The sequence below is a fragment of the Brevibacterium ravenspurgense genome, assembly GCF_001584615.1.
GTDB lineage: Bacteria > Actinomycetota > Actinomycetes > Actinomycetales > Brevibacteriaceae > Brevibacterium > Brevibacterium ravenspurgense.
Map to the genome: position 1 here is coordinate 1 of NZ_LQQC01000011.1, position 17,419 is coordinate 17,419.

The window sequence follows — 17,419 nt, forward strand, 5'->3', positions numbered from 1 at the left end:
TAGGGCGTGTCTGACAAAGATTCGGCATCTTCGCTGGGAGTCTTGACCCATGTCACGCTTCCAGATGCTCTCCGACGCTCAGTGGTCCTTGATTCAGGACATGCTCCCCCGTCCCACCGGGCGCAGAGGCAGACCCTTCTCCGACGCCCGCCGGATGGTCGAAGCGATCATCTACCGCTACCGGTGCGGCATCGCCTGGCGCGATCTACCCGAGGTGTATGGACCCTGGCAGACGGTCTGGACCTGGCACCGCAGGATGGCCTCCGAGGGAACCTGGGACACCATCCTCAACACCCTCACCGCCGCTGCAGACAAGGAAGGACTCATCGACTGGTCCGTCTCCGTAGACTCGACCATCGCGCGTGCCCATCAGCACGCGACGAACGCCACACGCCTCACAGGGGGCTACATCGAATTACAAGAATCTGACCATCGAGCCGCCTGATCACAGCATCGGCCGCTCACGAGGGGGCCTGTCCACGAAGATCCACCAACTCGTCGACGGTCACGGACTGCCTCTGGTCACCCTGCTGAGCCCGGGGCAAGCCGGCGACTCCTCGATGTTCCTGCCTCTTCTGCAGCACCTTCGGGTCGGTCGTGACGTCGGGCGACCACGCACTTGCCCGGACGCCGTGCGGGCGGACAAAGCGTACTCTTCACGCGCGATCCGAGGCCATCTGCGGTCTCGCGCGATCAAAGCGGTCATTCCGGAGCCCGACGATCAGAAAAAGCATTGGAAACGTCGGGGCTCGCGCGGTGGCCGTCCTGTTGGTCTCGATGTCCTCGACTACAAGAACCGCAACGTGATCGAGCGTCGCTACAACCACATCAAGCAATGGCGCGGGCTGGCTACCCGCTATGACAAGCACGCAGTGGTCTACCGGGCTGCCGTCGTCCTGCACACCGTGATCGCATGGACCCGACATTTATCAGACACGCCCTAGCCGCGCTGCCCAGCGGGGCCGGAGCCGTAGAAGCGGCCGAGCGTTTCCTCTTCGTATTCGTCGAAGGTGCCATCGGCGATTGCTTCGCGCATTTTCTCTACCAGCCGCACCGTGTAGTGCTCGTTGTGGATGGTGCACAGGGTGGAGAACAGCATCTCCTTGGCCTTGAACAGGTGACGCAGGTAGGCGCGTGAATAGTTCTGGCAGGTGTAGCACTCACAGCCGGGCTCGATCGGATCCCAGTTGCGCTCTGAGGCAGCGTTGTTGACGTTGTAGCGGCCGTAGGCGGTGTACACGGCTCCGTTGCGGGCTACGCGCGACGGCTGCACGCAGTCGAACGTGTCAGCACCTGCCCGCACCGCGGTGAACATGTCGTTCGGTTCGGAGATCCCCAGCAGGTGCCGGGGACGGTCTTCGGGCAGTTCGTCATTGCACCAGCCGACGATCGTGCCGAGGCTTTCCTTTTCCAGCGCCCCGCCGATTCCGTAGCCGTCGAAGTCCATGGCGCCCAGGTCGCGGCAGGCTTTGCGCCGCAGGTCTTCGTACTGTGCTCCCTGGATGACGCCGAAAAGCGCCTGATAGGGCTTGCCGCCCGGCAGACCGGCAAAACCTGGCGCACTGCGCTCAGCAGTGAGCTTCTTGTGCTCTTCGATGCAGCGGATGGCCCACAGGCGTGTCCGCTCTAGGGACTCTTCCTGGTAGGCGCGGGAGTTCATGAGAGTCGTCAGTTCGTCAAAGGCAAACATGATGTCCGCCCCCAGCTGATGCTGGACCCGCATCGAGATTTCGGGAGTGAAGCGGTGCAGAGAACCGTCCAGGTGGGATTTGAAGTTCACCCCGTCATCGTCGACAAAGCTCAGCCGCTCTTTTCCCGCCGCCGTCGCATCGTCATCGAACCCGGCCTTGTCAGCGGCCGCCTCCATCGAAATGACCTTTTTGAACCCCGAACCCAGGCTCATCACCTGAAAACCGCCGGAATCGGTGAAGGTTGGCCCGTGCCAGTTCATGAACGCGGCCAGCCCACCGGCTTCGTCGACCAGGTCAGCACCTGGCTGCAGGTACAGGTGGTAGGCGTTGGCCAACAGGGCCTGCGCTCCGAGTTCGCGCATCTCTTCGGGGCGTACGGCCTTCACGGTGGCCTTTGTGCCCACCGGAATGAACGCGGGAGTCTGAATATCCCCGTGCGGTGTGCGGATTACTCCGGTACGGCCGTGCACGCTCCCCTGCCCCAGGGAGTAGGGGCTGCGGGTTCGTGATCCGGGGTCGAGGCGGGACTCGATTGTGAAGCCGAAGCTCACCTCCGCACGGTCCGGGCTGGCGGAGGTGCCGTCGCGCGCAGTGCTGTCCCCACCTGGGGCGCTGTCCGTGTGCATGGCTCAGGCTTCGCCGAGGAACTGAAGCATCTTGCCGGGGTTCATGATGTTCTTCGGGTCAATGGCCTTCTTGATGGCCATGTGCATTGCGCGGCTGCCCTCGTCGAGTTCGTGGCGCAGCCAGGGGGCTTTGAGTGAACCCACTCCGTGTTCGCCCGTGATAGTGCCGCCGCATTCCATGCCGGCCCGCATGATTTCGCCGAAGGCCTCTTCAGCCAGGCGCACCTGTTCGTCGTCGAGCGCGTTGAACGTGACGGTCGGGTGAAGGTTGCCGTCACCGGCGTGAGCACAGCAGGAAAAGGTGAGCTGCGGGTATTGTTCCGCGATCTCGTCCAAGCGAGCGAAGATATCGCGCAGCCGGGCTCGCGGCACGCAGATGTCGTCGACGAGTTCGCCACCGCCCAGTGCGTGGGTGAACTTCTGGGTTGCGGGAGAAACAGCGCGGCGCGCAGCAACCAGCAGCTCGGAGTCTGCCGGGTCGTCTGAAAAGAAGACGTCGTCAGCGCCGACGGCCTTTGCAACAGCCGTGAACCGTTCGAGTTCCGCGGCGGCCGATTCCGTCGAACCGTCACCGTCAGCCTGCACCAGCAGAATCGCCCCGGCACCATCCGGCAGACCGAAGTCGCCGTAGGCGTTGACGAACTCGATCACCTGCCGGTCCATGTACTCCATGAACGACGGCCGCCCGCCAGTGCCCATGTAGTCCGTGACGGCGCCTGCCGCGCTGACGGAATCCGGGAAGATCGCCACCGCGGTCAGCGGCGGCGGAAGTTTCGGCACCAACTCGAGCGTCACCTCGACAACCACCCCGAGGGTGCCTTCGGCGCCGATGATGAGCGAGTGCAGGTTGTATCCGGCCACACCCTTCTTGGTGGGTCGGCCAACGGTGGTGAGCGTGCCGTCGGGCAGCACCACTTTGAGGCTGCGCACGTAGTCGGCGGTCACGCCGTATTTCACGCAGCACATACCGCCGGCGTTGGTCGACACATTCCCACCGATCGACGAGATCGCCACCGACCCGGGGTCGGGCGGATAGGACATGTCAAAGCTGTCGAGGTGCCTCTTGAGGTCGCCGTTGATGATGCCGGGTTCGACGGTGCAGGTCTGTTCGACGGTGTTGACATCCAGCACACGGTTCATCCGCTCGAGGCTGAGCAGGATGCCGCCGTCAATCGCGTTGGCCGCTCCGGCCAGTCCGGTCCGTGCGCCCTGTGGAACGATCGGCACGCCGTGTTCGTGGGCGAAGCGGACGGTGGTCTGCACGTCCTCAACTGTCTGCGCGCGCACGAGCGCCAGGGGTTTGCCCGCGGTGCTGAACTGCGCGTGGTCGAAGCTGTAGGTCTGCAGAACATCGGGGTCGTCCGTAAACGCGCGCCCCAGTGCTTCTTTCAGGCCGGCAATATCGGCAATGCTCATGATCGACCGGTCACTTGCCCAGGAACTCGCGGGTGACGGCGATGAAGCGTTCCATGGCTTCGTCCGGGCCGATGCTCACACGAATGCCGGTGTGCAGGTTGCGCACTGCCAGGCCGTTGGCCATGCACACCTTTTCAAACTCTGCGGAACGGTCGCCCAGCGGCAGCCACACGTAGTTGGCGTCGGACGTCGGCACGTCGATGCCAAGTGCGCGCAGCTCTTCTGTCAGTTTGTCGCGAGCTGCGGCAACTTCCTTTGCCCGCACATCGACTTCGGCAGATGCCCTCAGCGAGGCGAGCGCGGCTGCCTGGCCGATGCTCTGCACCGAGAACGGCGCGATCGACTTGCGCATTTCGAGGATGACATCCGGGTGGGCAATTCCGTAGCCCACGCGCAGGCCGGCAAGGCCATGGGCCTTGGAGAACGTGCGCATGATGATGAGGTTCGGGTAGTCAGCCAGTGCCGCAACGGCGTCAACCGCGTCTTCCGAGGTGATGAACTCCAGGTAGGCCTGATCGAGGACCACCAGAAGATCCGAAGGCACACGGTCCATGAAGGAGCGGAACTCGGCCTCGCGAATTGCGGGGCCCGTGGGGTTGTTCGGGCTGCACAGCACGACCAGCGTCGTGTCGTCGTCAATTGCGTCCAGCAGCGCGTCAAAGTCGTGGCGACCGTGGGCGGTCAGCGGGATCTGGCGGTTCTCCGCTCCGCTCATGACACCCACCTGGCGGTACATCTCAAAGGACGGCCACGGGTAGACGATGTTCGCGCCGGGGCCTGCCGTAATGGCGAAGGCGGCCGACAGGATTTCTGAACCGCCGGCACCGAACACGACGTTCTCAGGTGCCACACCCAGGAAGTCGGCCATCGCCTCAGTCAGTTCGAAAACACCCGGGTCGGGGTAGATATTGGGATTTTCAGATGCCTTCGCAATGGCTTCGCGCACCTGCGGAAGCGGTTCCATGTGGTGCTCATTGGCCGACAGCTTGTAGGCGGTCATGCCTTCGATCGGAGCAGCGGGTTTGCCGGGAACATATGCCGCGGCATCACGCACGGCAGGGCGCAGGCGGTACTGAAAAGTCATGGGCTCATCGTACCGCCGCCCCAGGCTCACTCGGGCGGCACCTCGGGCCGCAGTCCGGCCCCAGACCACCCGAGCCGAACCGTAGAACCCGCGCGGCACCTCGACTGCTCCCGGCACCTCGGCCCTTAGCCCCTGTGCCCCCGGGAACATGCCTGCGTCCTCAGAACATGAAAAAGCTCCGAGGCGAAAACCTCGGAGCTTCATCTGGCGGTAGCGGTGGGATTTGAACCCACGGTAGGGGGTTGCCCTACACAACATTTCGAGTGTTGCACCTTCGGCCGCTCGGACACGCTACCGCGGACAACTCTAAGGCCTCAGCGGCCGCGGCACAAACTGGGGACTGTCATTCTGCTCACTCTTCGCTGCCCGGCAGCCGCAGATCGGCGAAAAAATCATCCAGCACAGCCCGGCACTCGTCAGCTCGCACACCGGGGTACACCTGCGGAATCGGATGGGCAGCACGGTCCCGCGGAAGGTCCCACACGGATCCCACGGCGCCGGTCTTGGGTTCGTGCGCGCCAAAGACGATTGTGCCCACGCGGGCGTTCATCGCTGCGCCGGCGCACATGGCGCACGGTTCAACTGTGACGACGAGGACCGCCCCGTCCAGCCGCCATGTGCCAAGGGCCTGCCCAGCCTGGCGCAGGGCGAGGACTTCGGCGTGCGCCGTGGGGTCAGCATCGGCTTCGCGCCGGTTGCAGGCAGCCCCGACCACCTGCCCGTCGAGGATGACAACAGCACCGATCGGCACATCGGATTCCGGGCAGCGGTGCGCCTGATCCAGCGCTTTGCCCATCCACTGCGCGTGCTGTTCGCGGACTGCAAGCGCCACGTCAGCTCACCGCTCCCCTGCAAACATCATCCGCACTGCAGACATCAACCGCGGTGAGCCTCCCCCGGCAGCGTGCAGCCCGGCGAATGTTCAGCTCACAGATACAAGCCATGCGCCTATTGTCTCTGCCCGCACATCACACACAAAGCACCGCACGAACAAAGCAGGACGACAGCCGCCGCGAACGATAGGCTTAAACCATGAAGCTCCACGTGGCGGACCACCCGCTCATTGCCCACAAGCTCACCGTTCTGCGTGACGAGCGCACTGACTCAGCTCGCTTCCGCCAGCTGACCGACGAACTCGTCACACTGCTTGCCTACGAAGCCACGCGCAACGTCCGCGTTCAGCCCAAGCAGATCAACACCCCCGTGTGCGCAACCACCGGCACCCAGATCGCCCAGCCGCGACCACTGGTTGTGCCGATTCTGCGCGCCGGCCTGGGCATGCTCGAAGGCATGACCCGCATGCTGCCGACCGCCGAAGTCGGCTTCCTCGGCATGGTCCGCGACGACGACACCCTCGAAGTCGAGACCTACGCTCAGCGGCTGCCGAACGACCTCGAAGACCGCCAGGTTTTCGTCATCGACCCCATGCTGGCCACCGGACACACCCTGGAAATGGCCATTGACTTCCTGTTGGAGCGCGGCGTTTCGCACATCTCCACCGTCTGCCTGGTGGCCGCTCCGGAAGGTGTCAACTACATCACCGAGCGCTTCGGCGACCGCGCCGACATCGACGTGTTCACAGCAGCACTCGATGAAGGCCTCAATGAAAACAACTACATCGTCCCCGGGCTCGGGGACGCCGGTGACCGGATGTACGGCACCGCCTGACCCCCCGGTCCCCAGCGGGGCCGGAACAGAACAGCACGAGGCGCCTGGCACCTCGTGCTGTTCTTCTTTTGTCATCTTGGCCCACCGGGAAGCCCGTCAAAGCGCTTTCAGCGTCACCGAACGACTCTTTATTACGTCATATGTCGTCATAAACGTCTCAAAAGTGGAAATCCGCTTGGTTTTCGTTCGCGGCGTGACAAATAATGACGTCATGTTCTTCCAACAGCGAATGCCGATGCTCTGCGTTCGCGACCTCACCTGCTGACACGGTCGCGAACGAGTTCTTCAGCAGCATCCGCATGTTCCCATCGCAAGAGAAGAGAATCCCATGACGCAGTACGCATCTGCACCCCAGAACGTCCACCCCCGCAGCGCAGCAGCAACCCGCAGGCGAGGAGCCCGCTTGACCCCGGTAGACCCGCAGTCCGCCCCTCGCACCTACGGCCCCGCAGGAGTCCAGGCACAGCCCGGTTCGGCCCGCGGAATCATCCTCTACATCGGCCTGAGCGAAGAAGAAGCCGCAGCTTCCGGCACCAACCTCACCGAAATCGCCGAATCGCTGCGCGACTACACGCAGGAACTCGCCCCGTCGTCGGAAACCCAGGCGATCATCGCGCTGGCACCGTCCGGTCCGGAACGCGACCTCGACGCCGTGCGCGCTGTCGCCACCGGATCGCCGGCTGCCCGCGGTGCCGCCGCCCGTTCCCACGGTCCCGTCCGCTCGCGTATTCCCAGCCGCATCCAGCCGCCCCAGCCGGCAGAAGCTCAGAAGCCCAAGGCTGGCCTCAAGGTCGACCTCCCGCGCCGCGAAGTGCACATCGACGGCCGTCTAGAGACAGTGACGGTCAAGGAATTCGACTTGCTGGCCACACTCGTCAGCAGCGAAGGTTGCACGCTGTCACGCGCTGAACTCGTTGACAAGGTGTGGGGCGATGACGCTGACCGCCCTGACGAACGCACCGTCGATGTTCACGTGCGACGCCTGCGCAAGCGTCTGGGCTCCTATTCCTCTGTTGTGCGCACCATCCGCGGACAGGGCTACCGCTTCGATTCGCACCCGGATGTCGAGGTGTGGAGCGCATCAGCTCTGCGCTGATCACGTGGGCGTGCGCGCCTCGCCCGGATGATGAGTTTCGGGCTGTGCTGAGCTGATATATATGAGCCCACACTGAGGACTGGCCCAGAAAGCAGTCAGGTTCGGTTCGTAGACTGAAACCCTCATGTCTCGTACGAAGAACCCAGCCAAGGGCGTTGTCGTAGCCCTCCTCGGCGCGCTTTTGGCCGCGCTTCTGATCATCCACGAACTCATCCCGACGACCAACGGGCTTGCCCTCATCGTCGAATCGGCCCTGCCCTGGACGTGGGTGCTGCTCGTCCTGCTGCTGCTCTTGGCGCTCATCCGACTGTCGCCGCTGTCGATCATCGGCGTGCTCATTCCCGCCCTGGTGTGGGGTGTGATGTTTGGGCCCTACCTCAAGCCGGCATCTGATGACCGTGACGCCGACCTCATCGTGGCCACACACAATGTGGGTGCGCGCCTGCCGCAGCCGACTGCGACGGCACGGGCCATCATCGATCAGAAACCGGATGTTGTCGTCATCCAGGAGATCGAATCCCTGTCGGGCAAGATCATCAAAAAAGAACTCGACAAGTCGTTTGCACACACGCAGGTTGCCGACACGGTCGGCGTGTGGTCACGCTGGCCGCTGACGCAGAAGCAGAACATCGACCTGGGTCTGCAGTGGCCGCGGGCATTTGAAACCACTGTGAAAAGCGATCACGGCGATGTGAAGCTGTACGCGGTGCACGTGCCGTCCGTTCGCCCCGGTGTTGAGACTCTGCGCAATTCAGCGCTGCAGAAGCTTTCCTCGGCCGTGAAACAGGAAGACGCCGAACACCTGATTGTGGCCGGCGACTTCAACGCGGTGCAGACTGACCGCTACTTCAAAGACCTCGATGAACAACTGGTCGACAGCCGCAAGGCCGTCGGCGGCGGCTTCGGCTTCACGTGGCCGGCACAGTTCCCCGCGGTGCGGCTGGACCACATCATGGTCCGCGGACTCGATCCCGTCTACGACACCGTCATGGACCGCGGAACCTCAGACCACCGCGCGATCATTGCTGGGCTGAACCTGACGCAGTAGCTTCGGTGTTGCCGCGGGAGTTTCAGTTCTTCGCGGTGCACTTGCCGGTGGGCACCAGCCCCCGCGTACCCTCTGCTGCTTTCAGCGTCGGCATGATCTCCTTGAGCGTGAGCGCATAGCCAGTCGCATCGTCGTTCTGCGACTTCGCAAAGACCATGCCCGATACTCGGCCGTTTGCCGCGATCAGAGGGCCTCCCGAGTTTCCTGGTCGCACATCAGCGCGCAGCGAATACACCTTGCGGATGGCTTTCTTTTCGCCGTAGATGTCTTTGCCTTCGGCCACGACCCTTTCGCGGACCCTCGACGGTGAAATCGTGTATGGCCCGTGTTCCGGGAAGCCCACGACAACGGAGTCAGCTCCCACAGCCAAGTCCTCGCCGCGCTGCATAGCCGGGGCTTTCAAGCTGGGGACATAGAGGACGGCAACGTCGATCGTGGGGTTGAAGCCCACCACCTGCGCCGGCAGGGCCTGCCCCTTGCCGGCAACCTGCACGGAAATCTGCTGAGCTCCCGCAATAACGTGGGCGTTCGTAGCCACATAGCGGTCGGAGTACACCCAACCAGTGCCCTCCGATGCGGAGTTGCACGCGGGTGCCTGGGCGGTGATCTTCACAACCGACTGGGCCGCTTCTTTGCCGACGGCCACCATTTCCGGGTTCGGTGCGTCGACTTCGCGGATCTGCTCTTTCTGTCCGCTGAAAACATCCGGGAAGCCGTTGAAGCGCAGCGCTTCGCCCAAGGCACCGAGTGCCTGTGAGGACGGTACGGGTGCAGCCCCGTCGAGGGCGCGCACAATCACCGAATCGGCGGCCCACTGGTTAGGTTCGATGAGCGATGTTGTGCGCACCCACCCGGCACTGACCCACACCAGCAGGCAGAAGACCACAACACCACTGATGGCGCCGCCGATGGCGTCAACGAGCCTGCCAGCGGCCGAACGGATGCGATCGCGCAGCACCCGCCCCCACGAAGCTCCGATCGCTGCCCCGATAAGACCCAGCACAAAGGGAACGGCAAAAGCGCCGGTCGGTCCGATCACATCGAGAAGCTCGTTCGCCCCGGCCAGTTTCATGCCGGCGAGCACTCCCCTGCCGATAAGCAGTCCGAGCGCAAACCCGATGAGCGCCCCAACAGTGGGGCTGAGACCGCGGATCCACCCCATCGCCAGAGACGACAGGGCGATGATCCCCAGCACCAGGTCGATCATCAGTATGCGCCGGGATAGTGCGCCTGGTAGCTGTGCGCACTGTTGACGCTGTTCATCAGCTGTGTGCGCTGTGTGGCGAAGTCCGTGAGCAGCTTCTTTTCACGTTCGCGTTCAACCTCACCGCCAGCGTGGACGTTGATGCGCTGGCGGGCGTTGGCCAGATTGATAGTCGTGCGGACCATCTTCTTGAAGGTGTCGGCACCCCCGTGATAGCCGGCCGCCCACCGCTTGCCCTGACTGCGGCCTCGCCACGTGCCGAACGTGTCGACCTCGGCCGGTGTCAGCCAGCCCGCCTGCCTGTATTCATCGAGCATGGCGCGGTCCTTGCGCACTTCGAGCCACCGCAGGACAAAAGCGAGGCTGTACCAGATGACGGCGTATACCAAGGCCAGTCCGACGATGATGAGCAGGCCGAGGATGCCCAATCCACCCACAGCTCCGGCCATGAAGTTCCAGAGGGCGTGCAGGAAGGTTCCCACGGACCATCCCAGCGGCCACGCCAGAATCGCAGCCCACCACTGCCAGCGAGCTGCGGCAAAGCCGATGACAACACCGGCCACGGCTGTGAACAGCGAGTGGCTCAGCGGCGACACGATGCCGCGCAGCACGAAGGTGATGGCCAGACCCACAAACTGTCCTTCGTCAAAGGACCCCGACAGGTACTGCAGATTTTCGGTGAACGCGAAGCCCGCACCGACCAGCGAACCGTAGATGAAGCCGTCGAGAGGACCCGTGAAGTGTCGGCGTGCGGCCAGGGCGAACACCGCGAGGAAAATGCCCTTGGCGCCTTCTTCGATGGGCGGGGCTCCGAGCACTGGGTACAGGAGGTCAAAAAGACTCTGTGAGCTGTCGAAGCCGATGACCAGGGTCGAACCCAAGAATCCCAAGGTCTGCACCACAATGGTGAAGACGATCGCCATGACTGCACCCCACAGCAGCGGCAGAACCAGCCACACGGGGTTGCGCTTCTTCCACCGGTTGAACCACAGGACTACCAGGAAGATGAACGCCATGGGCACCAGCGACAGCAGGACGATGAGAATGCCCAAGCCATTGAACGTCAGCGACTGAAACAGGATGATGAGCAGGAGCCCGAAGCCCAACAGCCCGATGGCAATGGACGCGAGGATGATTCGGACGAGCTCTCCGGTCGAGCCGTCTGGGCGCGACACGGTTGGGTAGGCAATTCTCGAGGCGCCGGTGAGCTGCCCGGATGGGGCCTGTTGGATTGGCCCGGTTGATGGCGCGTACCAGGCTGGGCGCGAAGGACCGCCGTGCGGGTATTGCTGACTGTAGCTGCTGTGTGGGTGCTGCGTCATAGTCGCCGTTCGTGTGAGCTTCCGTTGCGTATCGCATACATGATTCCACACCCCGGTGACACTATGGCTTATCTCAGCTGTGAAGCCCCGCAGACTGATGCTGGAAAACGCTGAAGCCCCCCGCAGTGGCTGCGGGGGGGGGCTTCAGCGTGCAGGGCTTCAGTCAGTGCGGACTTGAGCTCTGTCGATGTCAGTCGACGTTGATCTGCAGGGTCCGGTTGGTGTACTCGGTGAGTTCGTCGAGCAGCGTTTCGTCTTCGTGCAGCGTGCGGCCGAAGGACGGGACCATCTTTTCGAGCTTGGGCTTCCAGCCTTCGAACTGACGCGGGAAGCAGCGTTCGAACAGCTTGAGCATGATCGATGGGGCGGTCGATGCACCGGGCGAAGCACCCAGCAGAGCTGCAACGGAACCGTCAGCCGACGCAACGGTTTCGGTGCCGAAGCCCAGCATGCCCTTGCCGTTGGCGTCCTTCTTCATGACCTGGACGCGCTGACCGGCGTGGATGAGCTCCCACTGGCTGGGGTCGACTTCTGGAGTGAATTCGCCCAGAGCCTCGAAGCGGTCCTTCTTCGTGGAAGCCAGCTGGCTCATGAGGTAGGTCACGAGGTCGAAGTTGTCCTTGGCCACGTTGAGCATGACCGGGAGGTTGCCCGGGCGAACCGAGCGCGGAAGGTCAAGGAACGAACCGGTCTTGAGGAACTTCGGCGAGAATCCGGCGTAGGGACCGAACATCAGGTATTCCTTGCCGGAAATGACGCGGGTGTCCAGGTGCGGGACCGACATCGGCGGAGCACCGGTTGCGGCCTGGCCGTACACCTTGGCGTGGTGGCGTGCCACCAGTTCGGGGTTCGAGCTGCGCAGGAACAGACCCGAAATGGGGAATCCGCCGTAGCCGTTGGCTTCCGGAATGCCGGTCTTCTGCAGCAGCGGGAGCGCGTGGCCGCCGGCGCCGATGAACACGAACTTGGCATCAACGTCGAAGGATTCGGCGGCCGCGGTGTTCTTCACCGACACGCGCCAGCCGTTTCCGCTGCGGTTGAGGTCCGTGACTTCGTGGCCGGTGCGGACCTCAACGCCGTTGTCGGCGAGGTTGGCCAGCATCTGGCGGGTGAGCGAACCGAAGTCGACGTCGGTTCCGCTGGTCACGCGCGACAGGCCGTTGACCTGTCCCGGGCCGCGGTTTTCGAACATGAGGGGCAGCCACTCAGCCTGCGTGGCGGGGTCGTCGGTGAACTCCATGTCCTTGAACAGGGGGTTCTTAACCATGGCTTCGCGGCGAGCGCGAATGTAGTCGCGGCCGGATTCTCCGCGGCCGTAGGACACGTGCGGAACCTGGTTGATGAAGGTGCCGGGTTCGCCGACGATGCCTTCGTCAACGAGGTAGCTCCAGAACTGGCGGGAGACCTGGAACTGTTCGTTGATGTTGACGGCCTTGGCGATGTCGATGTTGCCGTTCTTGTCGGCCGGCGAGTAGTTGAGCTCGCACAGGGCCGCGTGGCCGGTGCCCGCGTTGTTCCAGGCGTCAGAGCTTTCGCGTGCGACATAGTCGGTGCGCTCGTAGACGCGGATTGTCCAGTCGGGCTGAAGTTCGTGCAGCAGGGTGCCGAGCGTTGCGCTCATGATGCCCCCGCCGATCAGGACGACGTCAGCGTTTTCTTTGATACTCAAAGTCAGCATCCCCGTTCGGCTGTGTAGTAGATACTCCACTCAAACTCTACTCCTGTGCACACGGCGGTGCCTCCCAGGGTCACCGCAGGCCGAGCCCTTGAAAACACCCCGCCGACTTGTGTGCTTGAGCCTGTGGATGAAATCGACGATGTCCACAGCCTGTCTCAGGCGTAGAGAAGCCGACGGCGGCGCGTGTCTGATGTGGCTATGAAAAATCTATTGACAGCGCTGAAGACAAGCGCACTCATCATTCTGACCGCCATCATGGCGTTCGCGGTTTCAGGACCAGCGGCCGCCGACGACGACTTCTACGGCCCCGGCCTGTGGCACAAAGAAGGGGTGCACAAGACCTTCTACGGCGCCTATCTCACGATCGACGGCAAACCGTCCTACTGTCTCGATGCGGGGCTTCCCTCACCCAGGCCACAGCACTTCAAGGGGGCTGAGCCAACATCGGTGCGCACACCGCAGACAGCCTGGCTGCTGGCGGAATACGCGGACTCGAAGGACAGCAGCCGGCAGGCGGCTCTGTCGGCGTTCGTCAAACTCGACAAGGCACTGCCCCACCGACACACCATGAAGGTGCGCACGCCGAAAGAGCTCGGCAAGAAATTCGCAAAAGCCGCGGACATGTTCACCCAGATGCGCAAGGACGCCAAAGACTTCGCAGGCCCGTACACTCTGACCCTTGCGCTTAAACACCGCGACGGGAAGGTATTCGCCACTCCGACACTGACCTCGGCTGCGGGGAAGGAACTGGACTGGCCGGTGGATGTTGTCATGACCGGCGGCAGCGAAGATCTCCGCACGCAGGTGCCGGCCGGCACGGAAGTATCTGTCTCTGCACCACCCGGCGCGCTGGTGTCTGTCGAAGCCACAGCCGCGGGGCTGCCGAGCACAGATGTTCTGGTGTACAAGCCCACTGACGGCAAGCGAGTTCAGAACGTCACCACGGGTATTCCCGCGAAAGTCACCGCTAAGGCAACCGCGAACACGCAGCTGCCCTTTGCACCGACTGCCGAAACAACTGCCGAGGTTTCCTCTGACGGGAGCATCACAGACACCGTCAACATCACCGGCGCCCCGCCGAACTCAACACTGTCCGTGATCGCGCGGGCCTACCATTCGGACTCCGAGCCCGTGCAGAGTGCGGAACCACAGGGAACACTGGTCGACGAACAAGAACTCACGGCACGCATTGACGGCGACGGAAAGGCTCAGCTGACAACCGAAGCCGTGGAGGGCAAACCCGGCTGGACCACGTGGACCGTCGAAATCCTTGAAAGCGAAAGGTCAGACGGCTGGGTGTCCGACTGGGGCATCCCGGAAGAAACCGTCTACTGGGAAGAACCGCCGGAACCGACTCCCCCGCCGAAAGAGCCCACGCCGTCTGAAGAGCCGACACCGTCTGACACACCCACACCGGAAGAATCCCCAACGCCGAAAGAAACTTCCTCGGCCCCAACGGAACAGCCGGAACCGAAGCCCGAGTCCACGCCGGAAGCCGGAGGCGAAGAAACCCCCACACCACAGGAGCCGAAGCAAGCCGAAACGCTGCCCCGCACGGGTGCGGACTGGCGGGTTGGCGCCGGAATGGGGCTGGTCCTGCTGGGAATCGGCGCGGCAGCGGTGGGCTTCACCCGGAAGCGAAGCTGATTGCACAGCGCGTTAAAGCAGAACGCACACTGAATCTGCACTGGCAGCACGAGGGGGTGGACAGCACCAGCTGTCCACCCCCGGGGGCCTAAGACCAGTACCGAAGATCCGGTGCCGAACCTCAAATGCCCAATATCAGTCCTTGCTGTCTGTCTCTTGGTCAGCCTCGCTCTGCGCAAAGCGGCTGGCAAAGTCCAAATACCAGTCGAGGATCTCGTTGTCAGCGGCAGCAGACCGGTTGACAACATCTGGCGACTGGCCCTGGAAAACCTTCTTGAGCGGCACCTCGAGAAGTTTGCCCGTGCGGGTCATGGGAACACCGGGGGCGGCGATGATCTCGTCCGGTACGTGCCGCGGAGACACCTCGGAGCGGATCGTCTGCACAATCTGGGAGCGCAGCTGCTCATCAAGTTCCGTTCCCGGTGAGGTCACAACGAACAGCGGGAGGTAGTAGTCACCATCGCCGAGCTCGGCGCCGATCACCATGGACGCCTGCACACCCTCAACCCGGTTGACTGCATTCGTGATGTCCGAAGAGCCCATGCGGATGCCGCCGCGGTTGATGGTCGAATCCGAACGACCGTGGATGACCCAGCGATCATCGGCGGAGCGCGTCACCCAGTCGCCGTGGCGCCACACGCCGGGGTACACATCGAAATAGGCGTCCCTGTACCGGCTGCCGTCAGGGTCGTTCCAGAACTTCACCGGCATTGACGGCATCGACTCGGTCACCACGAACTCGGCGAGCTCATCCACAACAGAATTTCCGTGGGCGTCAAAAGCATCGGCGGCAACGCCCAGGTACGGTCCCTGCAGCTGACCCAACACAACTGGGTCCAGCGGGTTCGAACCGATGAACGCGGTGCAGATATCGGTTCCACCGGAATCCGAGCCCACACGGATGTTGGGGGCCACGAACTCGTACGCCCACTTCCACGTTGAACCCGGCAGCGGTGAACCGGTCGACAGGATTGTCCGCAGGGATGACAGATCGTATTCGGCGCGCGGCTTCGCGCCGGCCTTCTCCATCATCTGCAGAACCGCGGCACCGGTCGCGAAATGGTTCGCCTTTTCCCGGCTGACGATCTCAAAGTGGCGCGAAGCCGAACCGGCCACCGGGGAACCGTCGTAGACGACGATCGCCGCGCCGGCACCAAGGCCGTTGACCAGGATGTTCCACATGATCCACGTGGGCGAGACAGCCGTGTAGGTCACGTACCCCGGCTCAAGTTCGCTGTGCAGAACACTCTTCGCCGCTTCTAGAACAATGCCGCCGTGACCGTGCACAATGCCCTTCGGCTTGCCCGTCGTGCCGGACGAAAAAACAACCCACAGGGGGTGCGAGAACTCCACGCGAGTGAATTCCGGTTTCTGCGGCTGAGCAGCAATGTCAGAGAAGACAGCGCTCGGCACACCCACCTCGGCAGCGTCAGCTTCGGGCAGGCGGTCACCCAGATTGTCGACCAGTACGTGCGCCTTGATGCTGGGCATCTGCTCCACTAGCGACGCCGCAGATGCACGCAGATCAATCTGCTTGCCGTTGAACTTGTAGCCGTCAACGGTCAGCAGCACCTTCGGTTCAAGCTGCTGGAAGCGGTCCAGCACGCCCGCAGAACCGAACTCCGCCCCGACAACCGACCAAATAGCTCCCACGGATGCACTGGCCAGCAGGCCGACAACCGTCTGGGGGATGTTCGGCAGCACGGCACAGACAACATCGCCTTCACCCACCCCTGATGACCGCAGCCACTCGGCGAGCGCACCGACCTGCCCCGCGAGCTCCGCCCAGGTCAGAGCTCGCCGGTTCAGATCTTCGTCCAAGCCGATGAGCGCCTCGTCATCCGGTGCGCTGTCAGCCCGGCGCAGCATGTTTTCGGCGTAGTTGATCTGGGAGCCCGCGTACCAACGGGCATCTGGCATGGTGCCGGTGACCGCCGGACCGTCTGCGCGATCGCCGATGATGTCGAAGAACTCCCACACCGCGTCCCAGAAGTCGCCCAGGTTCTCGACCGACCAGGCGTGCAGCGAAGCGAAGTCACCCACCGGCACACTCCGTGTTTCAGCCAGCCACTCCTGGAACTCCCGTATTTTCGATGCGGCAATCCGCTCCGGTGAGGGCGTCCACAGAACGTCACCGGGTTCCGCCTGTTCAAAGTTCTCCGCAAGTGCCATAGATGTCCTTTCTGCCGCGCTTCATTGCGCTGTGTGCTGCGGTGTGCGAAATGTTTCTGTGCGCCTCGTTTTGGGCCGGTCGGGCTGACCAGCCCAGAACGAAGCGCCCAGATCTGGTGAGTCTCAGTCCTCGGTGTCCCCGATGTCGTAGGCGGCGGCCTTTCCGTCGGTGCGCTGAACCGTGACGCCGTTGTCGGCGAGTTCTGCGAGCGCTTTGCGGCTGGTATCTGCAGCAACACCCGCGCACAGGTCTTCGAGCACTCGAACTTCGAAGCCTTCGTCCAATGCGCTCAGTGCTGTTGCGCGCACGCAGTAGTCGGTGGCGATGCCGCAGACGCTCACGTGTGTCACACCGCGTTCCCGCAGCCATTCGGCAAGTTCTGATTCGCCGTCTGCCTCTACACCGTCAAAACCGGAGTAGCCATCTGAGTACTGCCCCTTGAGGAACTGGGCATCAACTGCCTCCAGCACCGGTTTGAGGGCCGGTGTGAACTGCGCACCCTCGGTGTCTGCCGCACAGTGCACGGGCCAGGTGGTTGTGAAGTTCGGTTCGGAAGAAAAGTGCGTGCCGGGATCGATGTGCCAATCCTGCGTGGTCACAACGAAGTCGTCAGGCCCCTCTTCCACGTAGTCGGCAATCGCTTCGGCTGCTGCCAGTCCCCCGTCAACACCGAGAGAACCGCCTTCACAGAAGTCATTCTGAACATCAACGATGATGAGTGCAGTTGTCATGACCACAGTCTACGGAATGTGGTTCAGGTCTCTTC

General features: G+C 63.0%; 14 protein-coding genes and 1 tRNA gene. 5 read left to right on the forward strand and 10 right to left on the reverse strand.

Annotated elements, in window-relative coordinates:
• Positions 1-49: 49 nt before the first annotated feature.
• A protein-coding gene (locus Bravens_RS10465; RefSeq protein WP_157452733.1) for an IS5 family transposase occupies positions 50-944 on the forward strand; the annotation gives its coding sequence in 2 pieces (ribosomal slippage) (positions 50-400 and positions 402-944; 894 coding nt in all).
• On the opposite strand, the gene tgt is transcribed toward Bravens_RS10465, so the two are convergent.
• The 5 genes from tgt to Bravens_RS08460 form a co-directional block, all read right to left on the reverse strand.
• The gene (gene tgt / locus Bravens_RS08440) at positions 941-2,317 is read right to left on the reverse strand and encodes a tRNA guanosine(34) transglycosylase Tgt (protein WP_082791098.1); all 1,377 of its coding nucleotides are present in this window, start codon (positions 2,315-2,317) and stop codon (positions 941-943) included. The two genes, Bravens_RS10465 and tgt, sit on opposite strands and share 4 nt — an antisense overlap.
• Positions 2,318-2,320: 3 nt before the next feature.
• Positions 2,321-3,733 carry an FAD-binding oxidoreductase gene (locus Bravens_RS08445; protein ID WP_062022373.1) on the reverse strand — a complete coding sequence of 471 codons (1,413 nt, stop codon included), beginning with the start codon at positions 3,731-3,733 and terminating at the stop codon, positions 2,321-2,323.
• Between the two features lie 10 nt (positions 3,734-3,743).
• Entirely contained in the window at positions 3,744-4,817 is a 1,074-nt protein-coding gene (hisC, locus tag Bravens_RS08450; RefSeq protein ID WP_062022376.1) for a histidinol-phosphate transaminase, read from the reverse strand.
• 205 nt (positions 4,818-5,022) lie between these two features.
• Positions 5,023-5,113, reverse strand: a tRNA-Ser gene (locus Bravens_RS08455).
• A gap of 56 nt (positions 5,114-5,169) precedes the next feature.
• Positions 5,170-5,649, reverse strand: a complete 480-nt coding sequence (locus tag Bravens_RS08460) for a nucleoside deaminase (protein ID WP_082791099.1) — start codon at positions 5,647-5,649, stop codon at positions 5,170-5,172.
• Between the two features lie 200 nt (positions 5,650-5,849).
• Between Bravens_RS08460 and upp the strand changes: the two genes are divergently transcribed.
• The 3 genes from upp (at position 5,850) to Bravens_RS08475 (ending at position 8,629) form a co-directional block, all read left to right on the forward strand.
• A complete protein-coding gene (gene upp / locus Bravens_RS08465) occupies positions 5,850-6,485 on the forward strand; it encodes a uracil phosphoribosyltransferase (protein WP_062022379.1) in 636 nt (211 codons plus the stop codon).
• Positions 6,486-6,813: 328 nt separating this feature from the next.
• On the forward strand, positions 6,814-7,581 hold the full coding sequence (locus Bravens_RS08470) for a winged helix-turn-helix domain-containing protein (protein WP_062022381.1): 768 nt from the start codon (positions 6,814-6,816) through the stop codon (positions 7,579-7,581).
• 124 nt (positions 7,582-7,705) lie between these two features.
• Positions 7,706-8,629, forward strand: a complete 924-nt coding sequence (locus Bravens_RS08475; RefSeq protein WP_062022384.1) for an endonuclease/exonuclease/phosphatase family protein — start codon at positions 7,706-7,708, stop codon at positions 8,627-8,629.
• Between the two features lie 22 nt (positions 8,630-8,651).
• Here the strand turns inward: Bravens_RS08475 and Bravens_RS08480 are convergent, their stop codons facing one another.
• The 3 genes from Bravens_RS08480 to Bravens_RS08490 form a co-directional block, all read right to left on the reverse strand.
• Positions 8,652-9,836 (reverse strand): MarP family serine protease, encoded by a 1,185-nt coding sequence (locus tag Bravens_RS08480; protein WP_062022387.1) that lies wholly within the window; start codon positions 9,834-9,836, stop codon positions 8,652-8,654.
• Positions 9,836-11,008 (reverse strand): PrsW family intramembrane metalloprotease, encoded by a 1,173-nt coding sequence (locus Bravens_RS08485; protein ID WP_061941107.1) that lies wholly within the window; start codon positions 11,006-11,008, stop codon positions 9,836-9,838. Before Bravens_RS08485 ends, Bravens_RS08480 begins: the two co-directional genes overlap by 1 nt.
• 337 nt (positions 11,009-11,345) lie before the next feature.
• Positions 11,346-12,833 (reverse strand): malate:quinone oxidoreductase, encoded by a 1,488-nt coding sequence (locus Bravens_RS08490; RefSeq protein WP_062022390.1) that lies wholly within the window; start codon positions 12,831-12,833, stop codon positions 11,346-11,348.
• A 198-nt stretch (positions 12,834-13,031) separates the two neighbouring features.
• Between Bravens_RS08490 and Bravens_RS08495 the strand changes: the two genes are divergently transcribed.
• Positions 13,032-14,480: a hypothetical protein gene (locus tag Bravens_RS08495; protein WP_157452734.1), complete on the forward strand. Its 1,449-nt coding sequence runs from the start codon at positions 13,032-13,034 to the stop codon at positions 14,478-14,480.
• Between the two features lie 135 nt (positions 14,481-14,615).
• Here the strand turns inward: Bravens_RS08495 and Bravens_RS08500 are convergent, their stop codons facing one another.
• Both Bravens_RS08500 and Bravens_RS08505 read right to left on the reverse strand, forming a co-directional pair.
• Positions 14,616-16,652, reverse strand: a complete 2,037-nt coding sequence (locus Bravens_RS08500) for an acetoacetate--CoA ligase (protein ID WP_062022395.1) — start codon at positions 16,650-16,652, stop codon at positions 14,616-14,618.
• 123 nt (positions 16,653-16,775) lie between these two features.
• Positions 16,776-17,384, reverse strand: coding sequence for a nicotinamidase (locus tag Bravens_RS08505; RefSeq protein ID WP_062022487.1), 609 nt, complete (start codon positions 17,382-17,384; stop codon positions 16,776-16,778).
• Positions 17,385-17,419: the final 35 nt, after the last annotated feature.